At 55.9% G+C, this 22,097-nt stretch carries 22 protein-coding genes; 16 read left to right on the top strand and 6 right to left on the bottom strand.

From position 1 onward, the window contains the following. Positions 1 to 2: 2 nt before the first annotated feature. Positions 3 to 461 (top strand): YaiI/YqxD family protein, encoded by a 459-nt coding sequence (locus PuT2_RS03825; protein ID WP_093969709.1) that lies wholly within the window; start codon positions 3 to 5, stop codon positions 459 to 461. A 27-nt stretch (positions 462 to 488) separates the two neighbouring features. On the opposite strand, the gene PuT2_RS03820 is transcribed toward PuT2_RS03825, so the two are convergent. The 5 genes from PuT2_RS03820 to PuT2_RS03800 form a co-directional block, all read right to left on the bottom strand. Then, positions 489 to 1,973 (bottom strand): TolC family protein, encoded by a 1,485-nt coding sequence (locus PuT2_RS03820; protein WP_093970060.1) that lies wholly within the window; start codon positions 1,971 to 1,973, stop codon positions 489 to 491. A gap of 86 nt (positions 1,974 to 2,059) precedes the next feature. Further along, a complete protein-coding gene (locus tag PuT2_RS03815; protein WP_093969708.1) occupies positions 2,060 to 3,769 on the bottom strand; it encodes an FUSC family protein in 1,710 nt (569 codons plus the stop codon). Between the two features lie 13 nt (positions 3,770 to 3,782). Continuing rightward, entirely contained in the window at positions 3,783 to 4,829 is a 1,047-nt protein-coding gene (gene mdtN / locus PuT2_RS03810; RefSeq protein WP_093969707.1) for a multidrug transporter subunit MdtN, read from the bottom strand. Positions 4,830 to 4,834: 5 nt separating this feature from the next. After that, positions 4,835 to 5,134 (bottom strand): YtcA family lipoprotein, encoded by a 300-nt coding sequence (locus tag PuT2_RS16070; RefSeq protein WP_093969706.1) that lies wholly within the window; start codon positions 5,132 to 5,134, stop codon positions 4,835 to 4,837. Then, a complete protein-coding gene (locus PuT2_RS03800; RefSeq protein WP_093969705.1) occupies positions 5,134 to 6,663 on the bottom strand; it encodes an amidohydrolase family protein in 1,530 nt (509 codons plus the stop codon). Before PuT2_RS03800 ends, PuT2_RS16070 begins: the two co-directional genes overlap by 1 nt. 213 nt (positions 6,664 to 6,876) lie before the next feature. Between PuT2_RS03800 and arfB the strand changes: the two genes are divergently transcribed. Next, positions 6,877 to 7,290: an alternative ribosome rescue aminoacyl-tRNA hydrolase ArfB gene (arfB, locus tag PuT2_RS03795; RefSeq protein WP_093970059.1), complete on the top strand. Its 414-nt coding sequence runs from the start codon at positions 6,877 to 6,879 to the stop codon at positions 7,288 to 7,290. 15 nt (positions 7,291 to 7,305) lie between these two features. Here the strand turns inward: arfB and PuT2_RS03790 are convergent, their stop codons facing one another. Continuing rightward, positions 7,306 to 8,214, bottom strand: a complete 909-nt coding sequence (locus tag PuT2_RS03790) for a LysR family transcriptional regulator (protein WP_093969704.1) — start codon at positions 8,212 to 8,214, stop codon at positions 7,306 to 7,308. Positions 8,215 to 8,386: 172 nt separating this feature from the next. On the opposite strand from PuT2_RS03790, the gene PuT2_RS03785 reads away from it, so the two are divergent. The 14 genes from PuT2_RS03785 (at position 8,387) to PuT2_RS03720 (ending at position 21,941) form a co-directional block, all read left to right on the top strand. Next, the gene (locus PuT2_RS03785; protein WP_093969703.1) at positions 8,387 to 9,640 is read left to right on the top strand and encodes an SRPBCC family protein; all 1,254 of its coding nucleotides are present in this window, start codon (positions 8,387 to 8,389) and stop codon (positions 9,638 to 9,640) included. 10 nt (positions 9,641 to 9,650) lie between these two features. Further along, entirely contained in the window at positions 9,651 to 10,139 is a 489-nt protein-coding gene (locus PuT2_RS03780) for an aromatic-ring-hydroxylating dioxygenase subunit beta (RefSeq protein ID WP_158214005.1), read from the top strand. Between the two features lie 95 nt (positions 10,140 to 10,234). Continuing rightward, the gene (locus PuT2_RS03775; protein WP_158214004.1) at positions 10,235 to 11,263 is read left to right on the top strand and encodes an ABC transporter substrate-binding protein; all 1,029 of its coding nucleotides are present in this window, start codon (positions 10,235 to 10,237) and stop codon (positions 11,261 to 11,263) included. Between the two features lie 91 nt (positions 11,264 to 11,354). Beyond that, positions 11,355 to 11,798 (top strand): nuclear transport factor 2 family protein, encoded by a 444-nt coding sequence (locus PuT2_RS03770; RefSeq protein WP_093969700.1) that lies wholly within the window; start codon positions 11,355 to 11,357, stop codon positions 11,796 to 11,798. Between the two features lie 130 nt (positions 11,799 to 11,928). Next, positions 11,929 to 12,675, top strand: a complete 747-nt coding sequence (locus tag PuT2_RS03765) for a GntR family transcriptional regulator (RefSeq protein ID WP_093969699.1) — start codon at positions 11,929 to 11,931, stop codon at positions 12,673 to 12,675. Between the two features lie 179 nt (positions 12,676 to 12,854). Next, positions 12,855 to 13,712, top strand: coding sequence for an SDR family NAD(P)-dependent oxidoreductase (locus tag PuT2_RS03760; RefSeq protein WP_093969698.1), 858 nt, complete (start codon positions 12,855 to 12,857; stop codon positions 13,710 to 13,712). Between the two features lie 60 nt (positions 13,713 to 13,772). Beyond that, a complete protein-coding gene (locus tag PuT2_RS03755) occupies positions 13,773 to 14,501 on the top strand; it encodes a dienelactone hydrolase family protein (protein WP_093969697.1) in 729 nt (242 codons plus the stop codon). 48 nt (positions 14,502 to 14,549) lie between these two features. Then, positions 14,550 to 15,335, top strand: a complete 786-nt coding sequence (locus PuT2_RS03750; protein WP_233574799.1) for an ABC transporter ATP-binding protein — start codon at positions 14,550 to 14,552, stop codon at positions 15,333 to 15,335. Continuing rightward, positions 15,319 to 16,170 carry an ABC transporter permease gene (locus PuT2_RS03745; protein WP_093969696.1) on the top strand — a complete coding sequence of 284 codons (852 nt, stop codon included), beginning with the start codon at positions 15,319 to 15,321 and terminating at the stop codon, positions 16,168 to 16,170. The genes PuT2_RS03750 and PuT2_RS03745 overlap by 17 nt, the downstream gene beginning before the upstream one ends. A gap of 33 nt (positions 16,171 to 16,203) precedes the next feature. After that, positions 16,204 to 17,223 carry an ABC transporter substrate-binding protein gene (locus PuT2_RS03740; protein ID WP_093969695.1) on the top strand — a complete coding sequence of 340 codons (1,020 nt, stop codon included), beginning with the start codon at positions 16,204 to 16,206 and terminating at the stop codon, positions 17,221 to 17,223. Between the two features lie 8 nt (positions 17,224 to 17,231). After that, positions 17,232 to 19,007: an FAD-dependent monooxygenase gene (locus tag PuT2_RS03735; protein ID WP_093969694.1), complete on the top strand. Its 1,776-nt coding sequence runs from the start codon at positions 17,232 to 17,234 to the stop codon at positions 19,005 to 19,007. A gap of 22 nt (positions 19,008 to 19,029) precedes the next feature. Further along, on the top strand, positions 19,030 to 20,145 hold the full coding sequence (locus tag PuT2_RS03730; RefSeq protein WP_093969693.1) for an NAD(P)/FAD-dependent oxidoreductase: 1,116 nt from the start codon (positions 19,030 to 19,032) through the stop codon (positions 20,143 to 20,145). Next, complete coding sequence (locus PuT2_RS03725; RefSeq protein ID WP_233574800.1) at positions 20,142 to 20,927, top strand: GntR family transcriptional regulator; 786 nt, start codon at positions 20,142 to 20,144, stop codon at positions 20,925 to 20,927. The genes PuT2_RS03730 and PuT2_RS03725 overlap by 4 nt, the downstream gene beginning before the upstream one ends. 120 nt (positions 20,928 to 21,047) lie before the next feature. Beyond that, the gene (locus PuT2_RS03720) at positions 21,048 to 21,941 is read left to right on the top strand and encodes an MBL fold metallo-hydrolase (protein WP_093969692.1); all 894 of its coding nucleotides are present in this window, start codon (positions 21,048 to 21,050) and stop codon (positions 21,939 to 21,941) included. Positions 21,942 to 22,097: the final 156 nt, after the last annotated feature.

Genomic DNA, 22,097 nt, shown 5'->3' with positions numbered 1-22,097 from the left:
GCATGCAAATTTGGGTTGACGCCGATGCCTGCCCCGTCGTCGTCAAAGATATTCTCTATCGGGCGGCGCAGCGTTGGCAGCGTTCGACAACGCTTGTGGCGAATCAAATGTTGCGCACGCCGCCGTCACCGTTTATTCGGGCGGTGCAGGTGCCACGCGGTTTCGACGTGGCAGACGATTACATTGTTCAAAAAGCTTGTGCGGGCGATTTAGTGATTACCGGCGATATCCCTTTGGCCAGCCTTGTATTGGCCAAAGGCGCTTTTGCGCTTAACCCGCGAGGCGAGCATTACACGATTGAGACGATAGGCGAACGGCTGGCTATGCGCGACATGATGGACGAGTTGCGTAGCCAGGGCGTTGATACGGGCGGGCCCGCAACGTTCAGTCAGTCAGACAGACGCGCATTCGGTAATGCGCTAGATAAGCTGATGATGACTTGGTCCAGAAAGGGAAACTGAGCAAAAAACGTGGTGAGTGTTTGCCTGCTAACGGGATAACCACTCGCTTCGGGGCGTTGTCATGTCACCCATGACAAATGCCAGGTTGGCCGCAGCAATTAATGACGCGGTTTGGGCGTCGGCGTAGGCCTGTTGCGCGGTCAATAATTGTGATGTGGCTTCGATGGCTATCGTCACCGTGCTAACACCCTCTTGGTAAGAAGATAGTGCGGCATCGTAGGTTGTTTGCGCCGCATCGACCAGCTCACGGGCCGTTTTTGTGCTTTGCAATGCGGTCTGCAACATTGTCTCGGCCGCGATAATTTCTCGGACGGCATTACGCTGTTGATTTTCCAATAGGGTTTGGGCGTCGTCGGCGCGCAGGCGCGCCTCATGTACGCGTGCCCTGCGCAGGCCGCCATCAAAAATCGGTAAGGTCACACCTAAAAGCACGCCGTGCGATGTCGAGGTCTGGCTGAGCCCGGGTAGGCCAACAACGTCAAACGAAGTACGGTTATGTGCGGCGACTGCACCCAGGTATACCTTGGGCAGGAAGTCGGCCTCTGTCGCTGTGATTCCGGCCTGTGCGGCCTTCACCGCCGAATAGGCGGCCACAAGATCGGGGCGCTGCGTGAGTGCATTCTGGATGATGTCGGCGGTCAGTGGGTCAATGGTGTCAGGAAGTGAGCGTTGCTCGGGCTCGGCGACCTTCAGCTTGACTGTGGGCGAAACGCCCACGGCATTCAACAAGCCCAGATACGTGTTGCGTTCAGCGCCTTGTCTTTCAACGACACGCAGCTTTGCCTGCGCAACGGCTTGGCGCGCCAGCGCTAGCTCAACCGTTGTCGCCAGCCCTGCTTTTTGTCGCTGTGTGACGGCGGCCAGTACTTTCTGTTGGTTGACTAGCATCGACGCCGAGAGTGCGCGGTGCGTGCGTGCGGTGTTGTATTGGTAAAACTGGTCGGTGACGTCGCGTATGATTTTTTGGTGTGCAGCATTAAACAGAACGTTCTGTGCAAACGATAACTCTGACGCCGCGTCGTATAGCGCCTTGCGCTGGCCAAAGTCGAATAGCAACCACCCCAGGGTCAGTGCGGGGACGACTCCGCTTAATTCAGTCTTGATGTCTCGGATGCCGGTAATATTTTCAGGCAGTGGGTAGCGGGTCCGCTGGTACCCGCCTACAACGTTTGCCGATAGCATGGGCAAGAAGGTCGCTTCGACCATGCCAACGGCCAGCGCAGCCTGACGTGCACGATTCCAGGCCAGACGCGTATCGGGATGCCCGCGTTGCGCAATATCGATCAATTCGGGCAGTGAATGCGTTTTTTCTAGATCAATATCAATGCCGGTGGCTAGCTGACCTAGCGCGGCAACAGGGGGAACGCTGAAGCCTTCGTTGCGACCCGTCGGCCCTAAGGTCTCGCTCGTGTTGCTCGGCTGGGCAGCGCTATCGGCTTGCCAGGCGGTATTGGGTGAACGCGGCGCACGATCGATGGCGTTGCTGGCGCAAGCGGTTAGAAGCAGGGTCATCGCAGCGGCGCCTGCGCCGCGACCATAGCTGCCCAGGCGGACCGATGGTCCGATTAAAAACAGTCGCTTTTTCGTTTGGGTTGGGGTCATGACGTTGGGCGTGACAATATGGGTGTGGCAAGCGAGGTGTGCAACGGCGCTTCGGTGGCCGGTGGGGTCGCCCACTGCGGGTCTAGCGCAGCGGAAATGCAGCGCAGTTCATAGTCGTTCAGGGTTTGCTGCAATTGGGTGGCTTCGTGAGGGTCGGTATGCAGTGTGCGCGGCTCGAACCGCCGCATTACCAGTTGCTCACGAACACCGCCCAGCGCGCCCAACAGGTTTGCCGCCTGGGAAGGCGCAAGCGTCTGCAACTTTTGCGCGTTCTTGCCGTAAACCTGCAATTTTTCGCGGACTTCGGCCAGGCCTGCACGTGCCATTTCAAGGCTGCTGATTGGCCAGATTCTTGTAAAAATCAGGTACAGCAGTGCATTGCCCAACAAAATACCAGCCACACGGTCTGTCGCGACAGAAATCTCCACATCGGGGCCAAACCCTTGCAGGACAGTCAGCAAAAAGGCAAGGCCGATTTGCACGCCCGCATAGGCAATGCGCTCTGAGCCGCTGGAGACCCAGCCCGCCACCAAAATGCCGGCAAACACCAGAAGCATCAGTTCCCCGATCGAGGTCATGTAGGGAATCAGGAACAAAATGGACGCTATGCCCATGGCTGCACCAATTAGGCAGCCCACAATGCGCAGGGTCAGTTTGTGTAAGGTTTCGCCGGTCGAGCCCAGTGCTGCCACATAGCAGGTCACCATAGCCGTGTGGATGTCCTGCCAGTCCAGCGCGGTATAGGTGATGTAGGCCAGGCTCGCCGCCAGGGTGGTTTTCAGGGCAAACCGGTAGTGCTCAGGGTTGCTGAGCGCATCGGCGCGAAAAAAACCTGAATGCGGCTCTGGCGGGCCCTGGGGCACAGGGGCATCCAGTTGGTTCAGGCCTGTCTGAATCTCACGCCGCACTGCCGCCGCCTGCGTCGTATCGGAAAGCGCCGTTGCGTCGTCTGTCGGGTCGGGGAGTCGCGTGGCCAGCATTAATAGCTGCAGCATATGCTCATGGCGCGTTCGAAGACGATGTATTTCGGTGGTTGGTAGTAAATGAAAAATGCTGATGAACTGCAGGTAACTGGCAACCGGCGCGCCGCCTTCGTGCAGGGCTTGCCGTGCCGATGCAGGCGGTTGGGTACCTGCAAGAATATCTTCTGCCAGGCGAATGCGGCGAGCCAGTTCGGCAGTTAGCAGCGACGGTGCCGATCTGCCAAAAGCCATGTTGCAGGCAATCAGCAGCCCCATAGGAATCAGCGTCATCAGCCAGGCGTACAAAATACCGCGGGTGGCGACTTCACCAAACGGCGCACTGCCCAGCAGCGTCATGATGAAAGCGATGACCAGGGCAATAATGTTGCCGGCCGGACCCAGCTTTGACGCGGAGGCCAGGTACATAAAAATGAATGAGGCGCTGGCCAGTACAAATAGTCGTAAGGCTGGGATATCGATGGACAGCTGGGTGAGCCAAACCAGCAGGGCAACGACCGTCGATACGAGGATGCAGATGCCGATGGCCATCAAGGTGCTTTCACCTGGATCGGGCTTCATGACAAACAGCACCAAGTAGCATCCAATGGCGGCTAACGGGATTTGCCATGTCATAAAGGCCAGCGTCGCTAGCGAACAAATTACGCTGATGCGCCAGGCCGTCCCCAAACGCCCATCGAAGGGCGCCAGCTCACGGCCGACCTCGTGCCACAAAGCTCGATTCATTGACTTTGCGCCCTTAGCATTGCGCGTCGGTGCGAATCACAACAGAGGCCGACCCACCCGCGCGCATCAGCTCTGGGGGAGGATTTTCGAGCAAAAGCCTGACTGGGAAGCGTTGTGCGACGCGAACCCAGTTCAATGATTTCTGCACGTAGGGCAGGGCGCGCGGCAGACTAATTAAGTCTTCGGTAGCAACCCCCCAGCCAATGGAAACGATGCGGCCTGGAATATGACGTGAAGGGTCGGCCAGTGCGAACGCCTGACCGCATTGCCCGACGCGCAAACTCGCCAAGTCCGTTTCCCGGAATAGGGCGGTGGCATACCATTGATCGGTGTTGATCAGGGTAAAGACGCTTTGGTCTGGCCCCAGGTGTTCGCCGCTGGATACCTTGAGCCCGACGACCAGACCGTTGTGGGGCGCGGTGACGGTAGTATCGGCAAGTGCTTTTTGTGCCAGGCCTAGGCCGGCGGTTGCAGCCAACACGGCAGCCTGGGCGGCTTCGATCTCGCCAATCAGTTCTTTGGCGGCCTCGGATTGTGCCTGTGCCTGCGTCAGGGATACCTGAGCGTCGCGCATTGCGGTTCGGGCAGTGTCAAGCTCTTGTTGGGGGACATACCCTTTGCGTGCCAGGGGTTCGAGGCGATGCACCGTACTGCGCGCCAATTCAAGATTGGCTTCGGCGCGTTTGATTTGCTGGTTGGCAATGGATGCGTTGGCCGTTTCGGCGCGAATTTGTCGTTCGCGCGAGGCTAATGTTGCTTTAGTCATGGCAACTTCTGCCTGGGCCTGGGCGACTCGCAACTCGTAGGCTTGCGGATCAAGCTTGAACAGAAGGTCGCCACGTGCGACGCGGTCGCCTTCGCGTACAGCGAGTTCGATGATCTTTCCCGGCACTGGCGTGCTGATATGGACAACGTCTGCTTCCAGGATGGCGTCTTCAGATAGCAGGTTAACGTCGATGTATCGCCACCAGGCTAATGCCGCCAGTACCGTAGCGGCAATAATGCCAAAAGCAAGCCAGCGGGCGTAGCGACCATGCGCTGCATTTTGTTCGTGTGACATGAGTCTTATTGGGGCGAAAATATGTAAGTGAAGGCCAGCGTCAGCAGTACGCAAAGGCAGACATAGACCAGCAGCCGCACAGGCAGCGCGTCGTCAAGACCGCTACGGATCAAGCCCTGACGGATAACAACGGTTAGCGGAATACTGATTGCGAGACCCACCAGCCAGGCTGGGAAATAGCTGCCCATGATCATGAACGAGGGGGCTCGCCCCTGACTGCAGCCCGACAGGGCAAGCAGGCACGTTAGCAGGCCAAGCCTGGCCGCGACGGCCAAAGCGGGTCGAAAGATGTGCAGGGCGCGCATTACAGTTGATCTTTATAGATACGACCGTCTTTCATGATGAGTTTCAAGTTCGTGTCGGGGTCGCCAAGGAAGTCGAGATTGACGGTCGGGTCGCCATCGGCAATAAGCAGGTCGGCAAAGGCGCCTGGCTCGATCACCCCCAATTTGCCCTGGTAAGGACTGCGGTTACCAGCCAGGCCAAGCAGTTCGCCGTTGCTGGCTGTGGCTATCTTTAATAGTGCCATTGGGTCGTAAAAGCGGGTAAGTTTAGCCAATTGCCGGCCATGAGATTTTAGGTTCTGAGGTGTGAACAGAATATCTGTGCCCCAGGCTGTTTTAATTTTCATGTCTATGGCCATTTGGTAGGCTCGTACGGTGCCTTCAGCCACCTCGAGCTGCTTGGCTTTTGCCCCCGGGTCGGCTTTGATGTTGGCGTCGTCGTCGGCCAAAAATGGTTGCAGGCTCCACCATACGCCTTCGTCGGCCATCAGGCGGGCGGCTTGTTCATCGGCCAACTGGCCATGCTCGATAGACCGAACCCCAGCCCGAATGGCGCGCTGTATGCCGCGCGACGTATAGACGTGCACCATGACGTAGGTGCCCCAGTCTTCGGCGGCCCCAACGGCAGCACGTAACTCTGCCTCGGAATATTGTGTGGTGTCGAGCGGGTCGTATAACGACGTGACCCCGCCACCGGCCATCAGTTTGATCTGGCTGGCCCCCAGCATAAGCTGCTCGCGCACGCGCCGCAGTACGTTGTCGGCGCCGTCGGCAATCATGGCCGCGCCCATACGCTCGGCTATGCTGAGCGGGTCGCTGTCGTTGCGTGGCACTTCGTGACGCATGCGAAAGTCACCGTGACCTGAGGTCTGCGAAATCATTGCGCCAGACGGGAAAATACGGGGGCCAACCACAATACCTTCATCGATGGCCCGTTTGAGTGCAAAACTTGGGCCACCTGCGTCGCGTACACTGGTAAAGCCGCGCAGTAGGGTGTGCTCGGCTTCGCGGGCCGCGACCAAATACACGTAGCCTATGTCGGCGGTCATGGCGGCCATTTCGGTAATGCCGCAGAACATTGAGTGCCAGTGCGCATCGATCAGGCCCGGCATGGCCAGCCGCCCGCCGCAGTCGACGATCTTGGCGTTTTCGACGGGCTCACCGACGGGGGGCAGCGCTGCGACTCGATTGCCCTCGACAAGGATGTTGACCCCGGTTCGCACGGTGTTGCTGATGCCGTCAAACAAGCGTAAGTTGGTAAACAGAACGGGGCGGTCGGGTGGCGCGGGTTGCTGCGCAATTGCTTTGCTGGTTTGAAACCCGATGAACGGGACGATGGCCGCAGCAGCGCCCCCCAAAAACATTCTGCGCGTCATGGCGGCGGTTGCGCGGTTGTGCAGTGCAAGGGCGGCTTTACCGCCGCAGGTACACACATGGGGTTGGCTTTGGCCTAGGTATGCACCATTAGCCGCAGTGTTGTCGCTATGCGTTGTAGGAACGCAGGGAGCGTTGGCCAAGGTCGAGAATTTTGGGGAGGCAGCAATGCGCATAGTAAAAGTTTCCTGCAACGCGATAATGGTTTTTAACAGCAATTGGCTAAAGACGGTGTGACGCGGGCTGGGCCCACTACGCAATCTTATGGCGCTGTTTATAGCCTATTCAGTGGTCAAAATGGCTATTTTGGTTCGCTTTGATTAAGTTTGTTTTATTTTTTTGGTTGCCATGGCCTGCTGGCCGTTGAACGCAAAGAATCTCGGTTCAATATGATCACTTCCCGATTTCCCGTCTTGCAAGACGAAATGATTTTTAGCGCTATCCGTGCGCAGGGTGCGGGTGGCCAAAACGTCAACAAAGTCTCAAGCGCAATCCATTTGCGCTATTCCATACCGCAATCTTCTTTGCCCGACGACGTAAAAGCGCGTTTGCTTGCCTTGCGCGATTCGCGCATTACCGACGAAGGCGTGATCGTCATTAAAGCGCAGAGTAGTCGCAGTCAAGAGAAGAACAAACTAGAAGCTATTGCACGTTTGCAGGCCTTGGTCGATAGCGCGTCCAAACCACCCTTGGCGCGTAAAGCGACCCGGCCCACGTTGGCCTCAAAACGGCGAAGGCTGGAAGGAAAGCTGGTTCGTGGGCAAGTTAAGCGCGGCCGAGGACGAGTGTTTGTCGAGGGCTAGCGATTTAGTCCGGATTCAGGGGCTGGGCGAGGGTAAATCAAAAATAAGATTTCTTAGCCACTGATTGGCCCCGTCACGGTTATAGCGCGCATGCCAGAAAACATTTACCGAAAATGTGGGTAAGTCCAGTGGGTGTGGCTGGAAGTCCAGATCAAATTGCGCCTGGTGCGCGAGCGCGATAATTCGGGGTACGGTCGCGATAAGGTCGGTAGAACGCAAGATATACGGTATGGCCCCGAAGTGCGATACGACGGCTTTTATTTTGCGCTGAACAGCCATTTTTTTTAGTACCGTTTCAATCATGTAGTGTCCCGGGTCGGGGGACTCGACCACCAAATGATCGGCCTCCTGGAACTTGTCGGCGTCAAGTTTCATACCGGCCCAGGGGTGGGAACGTCTGTATAGGCAAACGTAGTCATGCTGAAACAGGCGGCGCTGATAGTAGCCGGCCTCAAGGTTAGGCAGTAGTCCGATGGCCAGATCGATTTCGCCTTTTTCCATTTGGGCTTTCAGCGTATCTGGCATGTAACGCACCGAACGTACGCAAATTCCAGGTGCGACGCCTTTTATTTGTTCCAAGATACGGGGCAGCAGATACGCCTCGCCAAAGTCAGTCGTCGCCAGGGTAAACGTGCCCGTCCAACTGGCGCTATCGAATGAACCCCTTTGATTCAATGCTTCCTTCAGGCTGCTTAAGGCATATGCAACCGGATCTGCCAGTTGTTCTGCGAATGGCGTCGGTTCCATGCCTGTGGACGTTCGCTGAAACAGGTCGTCGTTGAGGGTAGCCCTTAAGCGGCTGAGGGCCTGACTGACGGTGGGTTGTGCCAGGGCGAGGTTTTCGGCAGCTTTGGATACGCTGCGTTCCCGCATGATTTCGTGAAAGGTCAGCAGAAGGTTGAGGTCCAGCTCGTTCAGTTCCATTTTCGACCTTTATTCATAAACCCAATACTGGGTATTGGTGCTGGGTTCTTGCGCGCCTGCGGCAATATCTTGATTATATAAACATCCGAAAAAACGGTTTTAGGTATTTTAAATCGACCGACTGATGGACGACTGTTAATCAGAGCGGCGATGTCAAGAGAGGAGAAGTGTGATGCAAGACCAAATGCAAGAGCGCCATTGGCCCACAGACGACTACACGCGTACGCCGTACTGGGTATTTACCGAGCAGGACGTTTTCGATCGCGAGATGGAGGTTTTGTTTCGTGGTCCTAACTGGAACTACCTGGCCTTAGAGTGCGAAATCGCGACGCCAGGTGATTTTGTGACGCGTTTCGTCGGCACAACGCCGGTTGTTGTGCAGCGTGCTCCCGATGGGTCGATCAGTGCGTTCGTAAATCGCTGCTCGCATAAGGGCATGCAGGTTGTGCGAGAACTGAGCGGGAATCGGCGCAGCCATATTTGTCCTTATCACCAGTGGTGCTATACGTCCGAAGGTCGGCTGGCCAGTGTCCCTTTGCAGAAGGGGGATAGTGGGCATGGGGGCATGCCTGACGACTTCGACAAGGCACAGCATGGTATGCGTCCACTCAAAGTGGACACCATTAATGGCGTCATATTTGGAACCTTGGATCTGCAGGCGCCTGCTTTACGCGACTACCTTGGTGAAAAAGTCGTGACGCGTTTGCAGCACACCTTGCGCAAGCCTTTACGAGTCAGTGGGTACCACCGCCACACTTTGAAGGCGAACTGGAAACTGTTTGCTGAAAACTCTCGGGATGCCTATCACGCGCCGATGTTGCACCCCTTCTTGCCGACTTTCGGATTCATGAATCCTTCGGATCGTGGTGCGTGCGAAATCAGCGAAAGTGGCGTCCATTCAATTATCAGCGTTTTCAACGATGCTGAAGATTCAAAAACGGTTCGCGGGCAGCAGTCGCATCGTGGACCGCAATTGGACGATCCGACGCTGATGAACGGTTTTAAAGAAAACGATCTGGGTTTGAGTTTGAACATTGTGTCTATTTTCCCGAGCACCTTGTTCACCTGTGTGGGTAATACGCTGTCTGTTCGACAAATCCGCCCCAAAGCCGTGGGCGTCGTAGAGCTGCTGTATACGCATTTCGGATTCGAGGACGATACGCCAGAGCAGCGGTCGATGCGTCGCAAGCAATCTAATTTGTTTGGGCCTGCGGGCTATGTCGCCATTGAGGACGTCGAGGCACTGGAGCTGACACAGTCGGCCATCGCCAAGGGCGAAGATCGGGGGCACTCGATTATTGAAATGGGGGGGCGAGGTGTTGATGACCAGTCGCATGTGGTCACCGAACTGCCGATTCGAGGGTTCTGGAAAGGTTACAGCACCCTGATGGGATACACCCCGAAACTCAATGGCCAGTCAGCTTAAGGAGCGCCTCATGCATACGTCAGATATTGCGATTGATCAGATTGAGCAAGAGATTACCCGGTTGAACTATCGGTGTGCACGAATACTCGATGACGATCGGCTGGAGGAGTGGCCGGGCCTGTTTGTCGACGATTGCAAGTACGCCATTCACCCCAGAGATAACTATGTTGCGGGCCTTGAGGGGTATTGGCTGTACCTCGACAACCATGCCATGTTGCGCGATCGGGTCAAGTCGCTGCGCGAGGCCAACCTTTACAACATTCATCAAGATCGTCGCATTGTGACGGGGGTGATGTTCGATGGCGAGCAAGACGGGGTATTTCACGCTCGGTCTTCATTCTTGATTTTGCAGTCCGATGTAGAGGGGCGGGGGCGATTCTTTTGTACAGGGGAGTATCTGGACAAGATGGTTTTCTCTGGTGGCGTCCTCAAGTTCAAAGAGCGCATTGTTGTTCCCGATAGTTTCAACATGCACGGGCTGGTGGCTGTTCCTCTGTAGACATTGGGTCGGTATTGGTCATCGTGTTGCAGATGGATGGAGTGTTGTACAGATGTAAAACCATATATGCGCGATTATTCGCGCCAGGAGAAATCATGTTGTCATGTGCAAAATTGTTCCGTAAAGGGTTGGCTGCTTTGGTGATGGTGTCGGGGTTGCTATCGGTTGCCGGGGCGGCAACGGCAGCGCCGCTGCGGGTGCAGATCATGCCCGGGAATATCGCCAGCTTGTACGTTTATTTGGGGACCAGTCTCGGCTTTTATGAGCGAGAGGGGCTGGATGTTGAGGTGGTTCATATTGCCAATGGCCCGCAAGCCAATTCGGCACTCGTGTCCAAAAGTGTCGATGTCATCATGAACATGCCAGACAACATGATTCTCTTGAAGCATCGAGGTATTGATACTGTCGCGGTGGTGGGCAATGCCGTGCAGTACCCGTTCTTTTTAATTCAACGCAAAGGGCTGGGCTTGCCTACGGGCCAAGATTACCGGTCGGTCATGAGCCGTATCAAAGGAAAGACAATTGGTGTCTACGGTTTGGGCTCCTCGACCGACCGGTTTGTACGTCAGTTGGCTAAAAGCGCAAACGTGAACGATGCCGATTTGAAGCGGGCAGCTATGGGCGGTCCGGCCGCCTCTGTGTCGGGTTTGGTCGCAGGCAACCTGGATGTTTCCGTCGATGTCTTGTCCAGCGGGATTCTGGTCGAGCACATGGGGATTGGGGAGTTCGTCCTCGACTGTTCAGATCCGGTGGCACAGTGTCCGCCGCTTATTACCGAAGGCGGTAAAACCTCGCTCGCCTACTTTACGACAAGCGATTTTCTGGCGGCTAACCCCGATGCGATGAAAAAGTTCGTACGCACGCATCGCAAGATCCATGCCTGGATTAAAGACCCTTCAAATCGCGTCGCTTTCGTTAACGAGTTAAAGAAAATTTTGCCGGCACCCGCCTTGGATAATCCCGACGCTTACTACGCCGATGTGGCCGATCGGGCTGCTGCATTTTTTGGCACACGGGTCAGGTTGTCGGCGCTGGACGCCATTCAACAGAGTTTGGTCGAGAGCGGAGAGATCAAGTCAGCGAAACCTTTGGATGACATGGTTTGGTCGGCTGTCATCGATTGACGAGCCAGCGTCAGGGGTGAGTGGGTGGTTTAACGATACGCTGCAGGACAACGTCGATGTTGTCCTGCAGCGAACTTTTTAGGTGGTGGATATGGATCAGTTGCAGGAAGCACACATTAAATCTTGTTGTGAATCAGTCATTTTGAAGTTTGCGCTGTTAAATGACTCACGACAGTATGAAGCCTTGTCGAAACTGTTTGCTGACGATGGGGTGTTTTTGCGCCCGCTGTCGCCAGACACCCCAATTCGGGGGCGGGATGCCATCACGGCCGATTTAAGTCGCAAGCCGCCAGAGATGCGCTCAGTACATGTGTGTACAAATATTCTTGTCGATGTCATCGACCCAAGATCGGCGAAGGCAAGTAGCTATTTCACCGTCTATTTGCAACATGAGGGCGCTGCAGGCAATGCCGTTGTCCGATTCAACGGGACTATTTATGTCGGCTGCTACGAAGATACGTTTGTGCTAGAAAACGGGGCTTGGCTGATTGAGCGTCGGCAGGGGCGAAATTGGTTTGAATTGCCCATGGGGTGATCAAAGCAGCTCGGGGTTTTTTGCCTTGGTTTTGGCGTCAAGGGCGCGACTTTACGTCAGAGGGTCGCTGATGTCCGGGGACGAAGTATCATAGCGTCGTCTTCCCTGGTGTCTCAAGAGCCCTTCCGTGATGGAAAATAAAATAAAACTCGCGCTGAAACAGCAGTCTCGCCTGCCATTGTCGTTGAAAATGAAATACATGCTCAGAGCCCGTCTGGAGCGTGGGGAGTGGCCCGTAGGAACGCAGATACCTACCTTACTCGAGTTGGTAAGCGAGTACGGGGTATCGCGCGCGACGATTCGTGCGGCGCTCGACGAGCTTGAACAAGAGGGGCTGATCGAGCGCACCCGAGGAAAAGGCACTTACGTTATTGGCGACGTATTGAAAGAGCATTGGATGATGCTGCCGACAGATTGGGTCACCCTGATCGGCCACATCGATCGCTTGAACGTTGACTTTATTGTTCTCGAGAACAGGGTCGGGCGCTTGCCGGCCGATCTTGTCGGCGGTGGGGAAGCAGTGCCTGATGACTACTGGCACACCACACGCGTGAACCTGATCAAAGGGGTGCCCTACAGCATGAGTTCGGCTTATGTGGCCCATGCCCTTTATACCCAACAGAAAAAAGCGTTCGAACAAGAGCCTGTGCTGCTGGTTCTCGATCGGGCCTATAAGCCGTTGTTGGTTTCAGCCCGGCAGACGTTGACAGTGCGTGCCGCCGACGCAACGGCATCCCGCCACCTGAAAGTTGAAATAGGCAGCCCGGTGGTTCGTGTTGTCCGGGTTGTGCGTGATGCGCAAGACAGCGTTGTCTATTGTGCCGAGGTGCTTTACCCGGCACGACACCTGTACATCGAGAACGACCTGCGCCCCTGATTTTCCCTTGTGCGCGCTGTAGCTGCCTAGTTGTGAAAGGTAAGTTCGGGTGCCTGATTCAGGGTAATTACTAGCCTCAGATTCGTTGACACGATAGCCTCTATTTTATAAAGTACTTAAAACCGTACTTTCGAATATTAGGAAGTGCGCAGGGTCATCATCAAATCTTGAGGTTGAATATGTCGATTGGAACTGCCCTTAAGGGCAAGGTATGTGTTGTCACAGGGGGCGCCAATGGCTTAGGTGCCGCGATAGCCAAGGGGTTTGTTTCAGAAGGCGCCTGCGTTGTCATCGCTGACCTTGATGCTACGGGACTAGAGCGGGTTGTTCAGTCGGTCGATACCTTGCTGCCCGGGCATATTGCAGCCTGCCGTGCAGACATCACAAAAGATCAAGACGCAGAGCAGATCGTCGCAACGGCAATGAAAGTATTCGGCGGGCTTGATGTTGTCGTCAACAATGCCGGCACCGGGGCGCAGATCATCCGGCCCGATTTTATCTCCAGGCCTTTGAACGTCTGGGAGATCCCCCCTGAAAAATGGCGCCGGATCATGGACGTGAACGCGATTGGGCCCTTTTTGCTGTCGCGGGCGGCCATTCCCCTGATGTTGCAGCGTGGCGGCGGGCGCTTGATCAATGTCTCCACAACATGGGAGACCATGCTGCGTCCCGGGTTTGCATCTTATGGGCCCTCGAAAGCGGCCTTGGAATCAATGTCGGCCGCGATGGCAACCGAACTCAAGTCGCACGGTATTACCGTAAACACTGTCATTCCTGGCGGGCCAGTAGATACCGCCCAGGTGCCCGAGGATATCGGCGTCCCGCGCGAAAAACTGCTGCAGCCCGACGTGATGGTGCCGGTCATGAACTGGCTAGCCAGCGATGACTCATCGCATGTCACCTCGACGCGCTTGACCGCCGCCTATTGGCACGCCAATCGCTCTGTTCAAGAAAACATGGACGAGGCTGCAGAGCCCGTGGCCTGGCCCCAGTTGGTGAAGACGATCGTGATGTCGGAGCGAGGGAATCTGTCTTAGTCAGGGCGACCCATTGTCTCGAATTCAAACATTAAATCAGCTTAGCAGGAAGGAAATACCGTGAGTCACTCAGTTTTGATCAATGCCCATGATGCAGGTACGTTTTCGGCTTACGTGGCCGTACCCCCTAAAGGCGTTGGCCCCGGTCTGGTGCTTTTGCAATACATCTTCGGCGTCAACAAAGTAATGCGAGATCTGGCCGACCACTATGCCAGTCTCGGCTACTTCGTCGTTGTCCCTGACTTGTTCTGGCGCCAAGAGGCCGATGTGCGTTTGGCCGACGATCCGGCAACGGCCACGCCCGAAGAAGTAAGCAAGGCGATGGCGTTGAATGACGCGTTCAATGATGACAAAGCATTGTCCGATTTGTCTGCAACGTATGACTTCGTAAAAAGCCATCCGGGCTGCAATGGCAAGGTCGGCGTTCTTGGGTTCTGTCTTGGTGGCCGACTGAGCTATCGCATGGCTGCACACGTACCGGTTGACTGCGCAGTGGCTTACTACGGCGTTCATCTAGAGCGTCATCTTGACGAGGCCGCTCGCATTGCCACGCCGATTCTGATGCATATGGCCGGCAGTGATTTTCTTGTCCCCGAGCCCTTGCGGCAACAGATTGTGCAGGCGTTAAGCCCAAACCCCAACGTACGTATAGAAACTTACGAAGGGGTCAATCATGCGTTTGCCTTGAAAGGCGGCGCGAACTACAACGCTGCGGCGGCCGACCTGGCCAACGCGCGCTCAGAGCAATTTTTGCGGCAGCATCTGATCGGCGACCGCGCTGATGTGTGAGTGATCGCTTTTTGCTACGAACGATTAAATGAACTAGAGGAGATAACAGTGGCGCAAGAAGGGATCAGTTTCAAGCATGTCAGGCAGTATTTCATGCTCAAAGATCGTGGCAAGGTGCAGGCGGTCGAAGCGCTGGGTGGTGTTTCACTTGAAATAAAGAAAACCCAATTCATCGCTTTGGTGGGACCCAGCGGCTGCGGAAAAACGACGCTATTGAATATTGCAGCGGGTTTGGTAACGCCCCAGTCTGGGGTCGCGCTGCTCAATGGCAAACCTCCGGCGGCGGGCCGTCCCGATGTGGCATACATGTTGGCACGCGATGCCATGTTGCCCTGGAGAACCGCGATTGGCAATGTCGAGTACGGCCTGGAGTTGCGCGGAGAGGGGCGGGCTGCCCGGCGCGAGCGTGCACGTGAGTTGCTCAATGCCGTGGGTTTGGGGCGCTACGAGAATGCTTACCGATCCGAGCTGTCGCATGGCATGCGGCAACGGGTGGCGCTTGCCCGAACCTTCGCGCTCAAGTCTGAAATCTTGCTGATGGATGAGCCCTATGGGGCGTTGGATATTCATCTGAAGATTCAGTTGGGTGAGCTGTTGCTGCAACTTTGGGACAAAGACCGTCGCACCATTATGTTTGTGACGCACGATCTGCATGAGGCCATTTCCCTGGCCGATCGGGTCATTGTCATGTGTCCTAACCCTGGTCGAGTTATTGCTGACGTTGAAGTCCCGCTTGAGCGGCCACGGTCGCTAAGCGAGTTGCAGACAGATAACCGATATCACGAACTGTATAGCCGCATCTGGAGCTTGATGAGTCATGAATACAAACACTAGTCACGGGGCGGCCCAATTGGCCCCCGAAATTGATAAGCAAAGCTGGGCCGAACAAGAGGCGGCGCGCATGGTTGCCGCTAAGCAGCGCTACCTGGTCTCGTTGTGGTTCTGGCGACTGGTTGTAATTGCCGCGTTGCTTGGCATTTGGCAGGTTGCCGCAGATACGGGCTTGGTGAACAAGTTTTTCATCAGCAGCCCCCAGGACATCGGGCGGTTTTTGGTCGATAACCTGGGCGATACCAAGTTCTGGGAAGACGCCTGGATCACGGTTCAAGAAACACTGTGGGGCTTTGGCATTGCAGGCATTTTGGGCGTTGTCGTTGCTTTTGTACTGGTGCAAAGCAGGATGCTGCGCGAAGTGCTGGACCCCATTCTAAGTTTTCTGAACAGCCTGCCGCGCGTTGCGTTCGCTCCTTTGTTCGTCGCGTTCTTCGGGCTGGGGATGATGTCAAAAATCGTTCTGGCGTTCAGCCTTTGCTTTTTTATTGTGCTTAATGGCGCCTTGACCGGCCTGGGCAGTATCGATCCTGACCTTCGCCTGCTGACGCGTCAGTTGGGTGCAAGCCGCCTCGAGTACTTCACGAAGTTGGTGATCCCGAACGCCTTACCCAGTATTTTCGCTGCGCTGCGCCTGTCATTGATTTACGGCTTCCTGGCAGTGGTCGTAGGGGAAATGATCGGGTCCAACCGGGGGCTTGGCCAGCAAATTGCTTACTACTCGGGCGTATTGCGCACTGATGCCGTGTTTGCCTTGCTGTTCGTGCTGGGTTTGATTGCGACATTTGCAGTCGAGTTGTTGAGAAAAATTGAAAACTATTTGCTGCGCTGGCAGTAGTGCGTCGATGGCGTAGCGTCAAGGAGAACAGGAATGAAAGGGCTATTCAAAAAACTCGGTACAGGTATGGTGATGGGGCTGGCCTTATTGGCGAGTCAGGGCGCATCAGCGCAAACGGCATTCAAAGTGCAGGTTTATCCAGGCAATATCACCAGCCTGTTTGCCTACATGGGCGTTGAGCTGGGCTACTACAAAAAGCACGGTCTTGATGTTGAACTCGTCAATATCAGTACGGGGCCTCAGGCTAACGCGGCGCTCGCTGGCGGCAGTGTCGATGTCATCATGACCACGCCCGACAATATGTTGTTGTTCAAGTCCAGGGGCTTTGATCCTGTTGCGGTAATGGGTAATGCCAAAGAGCCCGTCATGCGTTTGGTGGGCCACCCCGCTAAAACTACGGTCGCACCCGGTGCCGATTACAAAACAGCCATGCAGTCGCTCAAGGGCAAAACGGTGGGTGTGTATGGGCTGGGTTCGGCAGCGCACCGTTACGTGCAATTGCTGGCACGTGATGCGGGCCTGAAACCCGATGAGCTGAAGTACACCGGTGTCAGCGGTGGCGGGCAGTCATTGGCGGGCTTGCAGACAGGCAGCATGGATGCCGTTACCGAGGTCTTTGCCTCGGTCATCATGATTGAGCAACTGGGGCAGGGCAAGCTTTTGCTTGACTGCGCTACCCAGGAATGCCCTGCCTGGGCGACAGAAACGGGTCGCATGAGCCAGGCCTGGTGGACCACACGTTCGTTCCTCGAGAAGAACCCGGCAGCCATGCAAGCGTACATCAAGGCGCATCGCGAGATTGACCAATGGATTCGCGATCCCGCGAACCGGGATGCGCTGGTCGCCGCCCTGAAGAAAATTTACCCCGTACCCCAGGGGCTAGAGGCCGACACATACTTCAAGGCGGTTGCCGAGAAAGTACCCGGCTACTTCACCGTGGCGACTTATCCGAAGGCCATCGCCGATACCCAGGCCATCATGCTAGAGACCGGTGAGCTGAAAACGCCTGTAGATACGGCGGCAATGGTATGGGATCAGGCCGCAGCTGATTGAGGCGAAAAATGAAACGAATTGAAGTTCCTGTTCTGATCGTTGGCGGTGGCGTTGCGGGTTTGACGTGTTCGATGCTGCTGGCGCGGTTGGGTGTAGAGGCTCGCTTGGTGACTTACTTTCCCGGAACGTCGCCACAGCCCAAGGCCCATATCATCAATCAACGGACCATGGAAATTTTCACCGAGCTTGGGGTGGCAGACGCAATTTATAAAGTGTCTACGCCGCCGCAGGCCATGAAATACGCAGGCTGGTATGCCGGTGTTGGGGGCAGTAGCCCTTATCATGGTCGCGAAATTGGTCGGGTAGAAGCCTGGGGCGCCGGTGGCGAGGATCCTGATTACCTGGCCGCCAGCCCATGCTTGCCCGCCAATTACCCCCAGATGTATCTCGAACCTATTCTCAAGGCCCATGCCGAAACGCTGGCGCCTGACGGTTTGTTTTTTTACCAGGAATTGGTCGAGTTCTCGCAAGATGAAGACGGTGTCACCGCCGTAATACGCAACCGCGCTGACGACGAGTGCTACGAAGTGCGTTGCCGCTATCTGTTGGCCGCCGATGCAGGTAAGACGGTTGGGCCGCGTCTGGGTATCGAGATGCAGTCCAGTGGCCAGTCTATGCGGATGAGTTCCGTGCATTTCTCTGCCGACCTGAGCACGCGGATGGGTGGCTCTGATGTGTTGACCCGTTTCTTGATCAACCCGGATTTTGGCGGGTCGTGGGCCAGTGGTGTTCTTTTGCCCGAAGGGCCGACCCGTTGGGGTAACATGGCTGAAGAATGGGTTTATCACTCGCGTTGTTTGTTCGGAGATGATGCGCCGTTAGATGCAGAGCGGGTGTTGGCCCGTATGTACGAGGTCCTTGGTATCTCGCCCGATGAGGCTCATGTCCATCATGTCAGCGAGTGGGTGATGGGCGGCTTCCTTGCAAGTCGCTACCAGGATGGCCGTATTTTTTTGGTGGGTGATGCGTGCAAGAAGCATCCGCCCACGGGCGGCCTGGGCCTGAATAGCGCCGTACAAGACGCCTACAACCTGTGCTGGAAGGTTGCGCATGTGCTTCAAGGGCGCGCCTCCGAGGCCCTTCTGGAATCTTATGAGCTTGAGCGCCGGCCCGTAGCGCAACGCAATGTATCGGTTGCCTTGGGCAATGCCATGCAGCACTTTCTGATCGACGCCGCCATAGGGTTGTCGGAAGAGAACAGCAAAGAAGAAAATTGGCGACGTCTGAAGCAGGTATGGGACACCTCGCCTGAGACCGAACCCGTCCGTGTCGCTGTTGCCAATGCCATTGCCAAGCAGCGCATCGGTTTTCGTCATCACAATATCGAATTCGGCTACACCTACGACCAAGGGGCGCTCGTCAGCGATGCGAGCCCTGCCGTGCAAAGCCCTGATCCGGTCTTGCTTTACCAGCCCAGCACCCGCCCAGGTCATCCGCTGCCTCATGCGTGGCTGAGTCGCTTGGGGCAGGTTGTTCCCATTGCGTCGTTCGTCGAGGGTGGGCATTTTGTGGTGTTGGCCGGAGAGGAAGGGCAGCCGTGGGTTCGGGCCGCAGAGGCCGTTGGCGCCCGGTTGGGGCTTTCCATTCGTGCCATTCGCGTAGGGCTTTACGACGGAGACTATCTGGACTTGCGCGGCTCGTGGGCGCGGCATCGCGGCATCGGGCCTGAAGGGGTCATTTTGGTTAGGCCCGATCGTTACGTCGCGTATCGGCAACCGGTTGCGGTTGATGATCCAGAACAGTGCCTAGAACACGTTTTGCGGCAAATTTTGTCCACACATTAATCTGGCAACAGGAGTCATTCCAGTGGATCATGTGACATGTATTGTTGTTGGTGCCGGCGTTGTTGGGCTGGCCATTGCGCGCGAACTGGCAATGACCGGGCGCGAGGTTGTGATTGTTGAAGTGAATAATCGCATGGGCGAGGAGACCAGCTCGCGAAGCAACGAAGTGATTCACGCGGGCTTTTTGTATCCCCCAGACTCAATCAAAGAGCGGTTGTGCATCCGCGGTCGGGACTTGATGTATCGGTATTGCGAGACACATGGCGTGGGTCACCGTCAGGTCGGCAAGTTGCTGCCGGCGCTTGATGATCGCGAGGTCGGCATACTCGAGCGTCTGACCGAGCGCGCCAATGTATTGCAAGTACCTGGCGTCGAGCTGCTAAGTGCAGCCGAGGCCCGTCGCCTCGAGCCAAACCTGAATTGCCAGGCGGCGATTTACTCTCCGGTATCCGGCATTGTCGACTCCCATGGGCTGATGATTTCATTATTGGCCGATGCGGAAGCGCACGGGGCAATGCTGGCGTTGGGGACATCGGTCGATGCCGTACATATTGAGCCGTCCGGACGGTTTCGCGTCGACTTCACCGCCGACAATGTACCGGGCACCATGACGGCTGATTATCTGATCAACGCGTCTGGGCTGGGCGCGCGTCCGTTGGCGCAACGCATCGAGGGTTACCCGCAGGCGCTGGTGCCCAATGTGCACTTTGCCAAAGGTTCATTCTTTAGCTGTCAGGGGAAAACACCTTTCTCGCGTCTGATCATGCCGGTTGGGGACACCCTATGGCGTGGTGGTGCATTTACGCTTGATATGGCGGGGCAGGGGCGTTTTGGTCCGAATCTCGAATGGGTGACGACCAGAGACTACTCAGTCAACCCCGATGACGTTGGTGCGTTTGTCGAAAACATCAGCCGCTACTGGCCCGACGTCAATGCGGAACGTTTGCAAGTTAGCTACGCGGGTATTCGCCCTCGCTTAACAGGCCCAGGCGAACCGGTCAGCGATTGGGCAATTCATGGGCCCCAGGTTCACGGCATTGCCAATTTGGTGAACTTGTACGCCGTTGAAACCCCGGGTCTGACGGCATGTCTGGCGACGGCCGAGCATGTTGTTCATGAAAGTGGACTGTTGTCATGAGCTTCCATCTTTCGGGTTTGACGACAGAAATGACCGAGGGCGTTAACTCGACCCTGCGAGAGCAGTCGCGTTTGCCCTTGTCTTTGAAGGTGAAATACACCTTGCGCGGGCGCCTCGAACGAGGCGAATGGCCGGTTGGAACCTGTATCCCCCGCCTGGAAGACCTCGCGACCGAATACGGCGTTTCTCGCGCTACCGTTCGTGCTGCGCTAGACGAGCTTGAACGCGAAGGGTTGATTGAGCGGATCCGAGGCAAAGGTACATTCGTGATCGGTGATGCGGCCAAAGGGCACTGGCTGATGTTGCCGACCGACTGGGATACCTGGATCAACCACATCGAAACGCTGAATGCCGTATTTACCTCGCTGGGTTCGGGCGTTGCTTCCCTGCCTGCCGGACTCGTTCCCAACGAGACGACGACGGGCAATTACTGGTGGACCACCCGAGTCAACTGGTCTGATGGGCGCCCCTACAGCATCAGTACGGTGCATGTGTGCGAACGGTTCTGGCAGCAGCAACGCGATGATTTCGAATCATCCCCGGTGTTGTTGGTACTGAAACGCCAGTTTTCTAACGAGCTGGACCACGCAGAGCAGATGCTGACCGTACGCATTGCCGACGCGGTGATGGCACGGCAACTGCAAATTGAAATCGGCATGCCTGTCGCGCGGGTTGTGCGCCTGATTCGTAATCAGGCGGGTGAAATTGTTTATGCCGCAAGGGTCTTGTACCCGGCAAATTACTTATACATACGCAATGACTTTGGCTTGAGGTCAAGGTAAACGTCGATTTGATCCGGAGGAAATATCTTTCAAAAAACCGGCCTTAAAAGTATTTAAAAACGAATTTAATGATTTTTTAGAAAACCTTTACTACCTTCAAATTTATTACAGAGAGCTGCCATGAAAATCACTTTGCTTGGAACCGCCGCCGCACTGCCGGACCCAGACCGTAACCAGTCCGCCATTCTTGTGACCCTCGATAACGGGAAAAATTATTTATTCGATTGCGGCGAAGGCGCCACGCGTCAGATGGTCAAAGCCAATATCAACCCGGCCGATGTGCCTTGGGTGTTTGTCAGCCATTTGCATTACGACCACGTATGCGGCTTGCCCTTCTTTGTGCTGTCGAGCTGGGTGTTCAACCGCGAGGGTGATCTGCAAGTATTTGGGCCGCGCGGTATTCAAGACTTTGTCGATCACTCATTCGAAAAAGGCGCATTCAAAATCGATATTCAGGCGCGCGCCAGCTACCCTGCACGCCAAAAGAACATCCGCGCCGTCCGACCCGTTGTCACGGAAGTGGCGCCCGGCCTGATGTACGAAGATGAAGACGTCAAAGTCTATATTGACCTGGTAGAGCATATTCCAACGGAAATTACCGACTGCTTCGGCATCCGTTTCGAAGCAGAAGGCAAAGTGGTTGCGTTCAGCGGCGACACCGCACCGTGCGAAGCCATGATCCGCTTGGCCAAAGACGCCGACCTGCTTATCCACGAGTGCACCTTCCCCGAATCGTTCCTCGAACATCGTGCCCGCTCGGGTGTAGGTACCTATGCGCACACCAGCCCGCTGCAACTTGGTGAATTGGCAGTCAAGGCCAACGTCAAGAGCCTGGTGGCCACCCACTTCGGGCACTTTGACTCGCTGAGCCCCGTTATCAAGCGCGCCGCCGGCAACCACTTGCCGGTTGACTTGATGGGCCCCGAACGCCTGGACGAAGTCGCCCGCGACATTCGCAAGAGCTACCGTGGCGAGCTTCGCCTGGCACAAGACCTGATGCGCATTGATTTGTAAGAGGTAAGTTAACGAGTCAAGGTGCTAAAAGCAGACTAGTTAAGCGTCAGGTAAACGAAAGGCCGTCTTTGGAAAACAGAGACGGCCTTTTGGTTTTGGGACTGGGGGCGGGTTGGCTGGTGCGTCTTGTGATGGGGGGGCCTTCGTATTGAGTTC

Source organism: Pusillimonas sp. T2 (genome assembly GCF_002236805.1).
Lineage (GTDB): Bacteria > Pseudomonadota > Gammaproteobacteria > Burkholderiales > Burkholderiaceae_B > Neopusillimonas.
This window is presented reverse-complemented; position numbering and strand designations above follow the sequence as displayed.

Excerpts from the sequence above, each read along its gene's own strand:
- PuT2_RS03775 (WP_158214004.1), top strand. The coding sequence starts at position 10,235 with ATGTTGTCATGTGCAAAATTGTTCCGTAAAGGGTTGGCTGCTTTGGTG.
- PuT2_RS03770 (WP_093969700.1), top strand. The coding sequence starts at position 11,355 with ATGGATCAGTTGCAGGAAGCACACATTAAATCTTGTTGTGAATCAGTC.
- PuT2_RS16070 (WP_093969706.1), bottom strand. The coding sequence starts at position 5,134 with ATGCGCGCCCTGCACATCTTTCGACCCGCTTTGGCCGTCGCGGCCAGG.
- PuT2_RS03800 (WP_093969705.1), bottom strand. The coding sequence starts at position 6,663 with ATGCGCATTGCTGCCTCCCCAAAATTCTCGACCTTGGCCAACGCTCCC.
- PuT2_RS03735 (WP_093969694.1), top strand. The coding sequence starts at position 17,232 with ATGAAACGAATTGAAGTTCCTGTTCTGATCGTTGGCGGTGGCGTTGCG.
- PuT2_RS03820 (WP_093970060.1), bottom strand. The coding sequence starts at position 1,973 with ATGACCCTGCTTCTAACCGCTTGCGCCAGCAACGCCATCGATCGTGCG.
- PuT2_RS03740 (WP_093969695.1), top strand. The coding sequence starts at position 16,204 with ATGAAAGGGCTATTCAAAAAACTCGGTACAGGTATGGTGATGGGGCTG.
- PuT2_RS03780 (WP_158214005.1), top strand. The coding sequence starts at position 9,651 with ATGCATACGTCAGATATTGCGATTGATCAGATTGAGCAAGAGATTACC.
- PuT2_RS03825 (WP_093969709.1), top strand. The coding sequence starts at position 3 with ATGCAAATTTGGGTTGACGCCGATGCCTGCCCCGTCGTCGTCAAAGAT.
- PuT2_RS03760 (WP_093969698.1), top strand. The coding sequence starts at position 12,855 with ATGTCGATTGGAACTGCCCTTAAGGGCAAGGTATGTGTTGTCACAGGG.
- arfB (WP_093970059.1), top strand. The coding sequence starts at position 6,877 with ATGATCACTTCCCGATTTCCCGTCTTGCAAGACGAAATGATTTTTAGC.
- PuT2_RS03725 (WP_233574800.1), top strand. The coding sequence starts at position 20,142 with ATGAGCTTCCATCTTTCGGGTTTGACGACAGAAATGACCGAGGGCGTT.
- PuT2_RS03745 (WP_093969696.1), top strand. The coding sequence starts at position 15,319 with ATGAATACAAACACTAGTCACGGGGCGGCCCAATTGGCCCCCGAAATT.
- PuT2_RS03815 (WP_093969708.1), bottom strand. The coding sequence starts at position 3,769 with ATGAATCGAGCTTTGTGGCACGAGGTCGGCCGTGAGCTGGCGCCCTTC.
- PuT2_RS03765 (WP_093969699.1), top strand. The coding sequence starts at position 11,929 with ATGGAAAATAAAATAAAACTCGCGCTGAAACAGCAGTCTCGCCTGCCA.
- PuT2_RS03790 (WP_093969704.1), bottom strand. The coding sequence starts at position 8,214 with ATGGAACTGAACGAGCTGGACCTCAACCTTCTGCTGACCTTTCACGAA.
- PuT2_RS03785 (WP_093969703.1), top strand. The coding sequence starts at position 8,387 with ATGCAAGACCAAATGCAAGAGCGCCATTGGCCCACAGACGACTACACG.
- mdtN (WP_093969707.1), bottom strand. The coding sequence starts at position 4,829 with ATGTCACACGAACAAAATGCAGCGCATGGTCGCTACGCCCGCTGGCTT.
- PuT2_RS03720 (WP_093969692.1), top strand. The coding sequence starts at position 21,048 with ATGAAAATCACTTTGCTTGGAACCGCCGCCGCACTGCCGGACCCAGAC.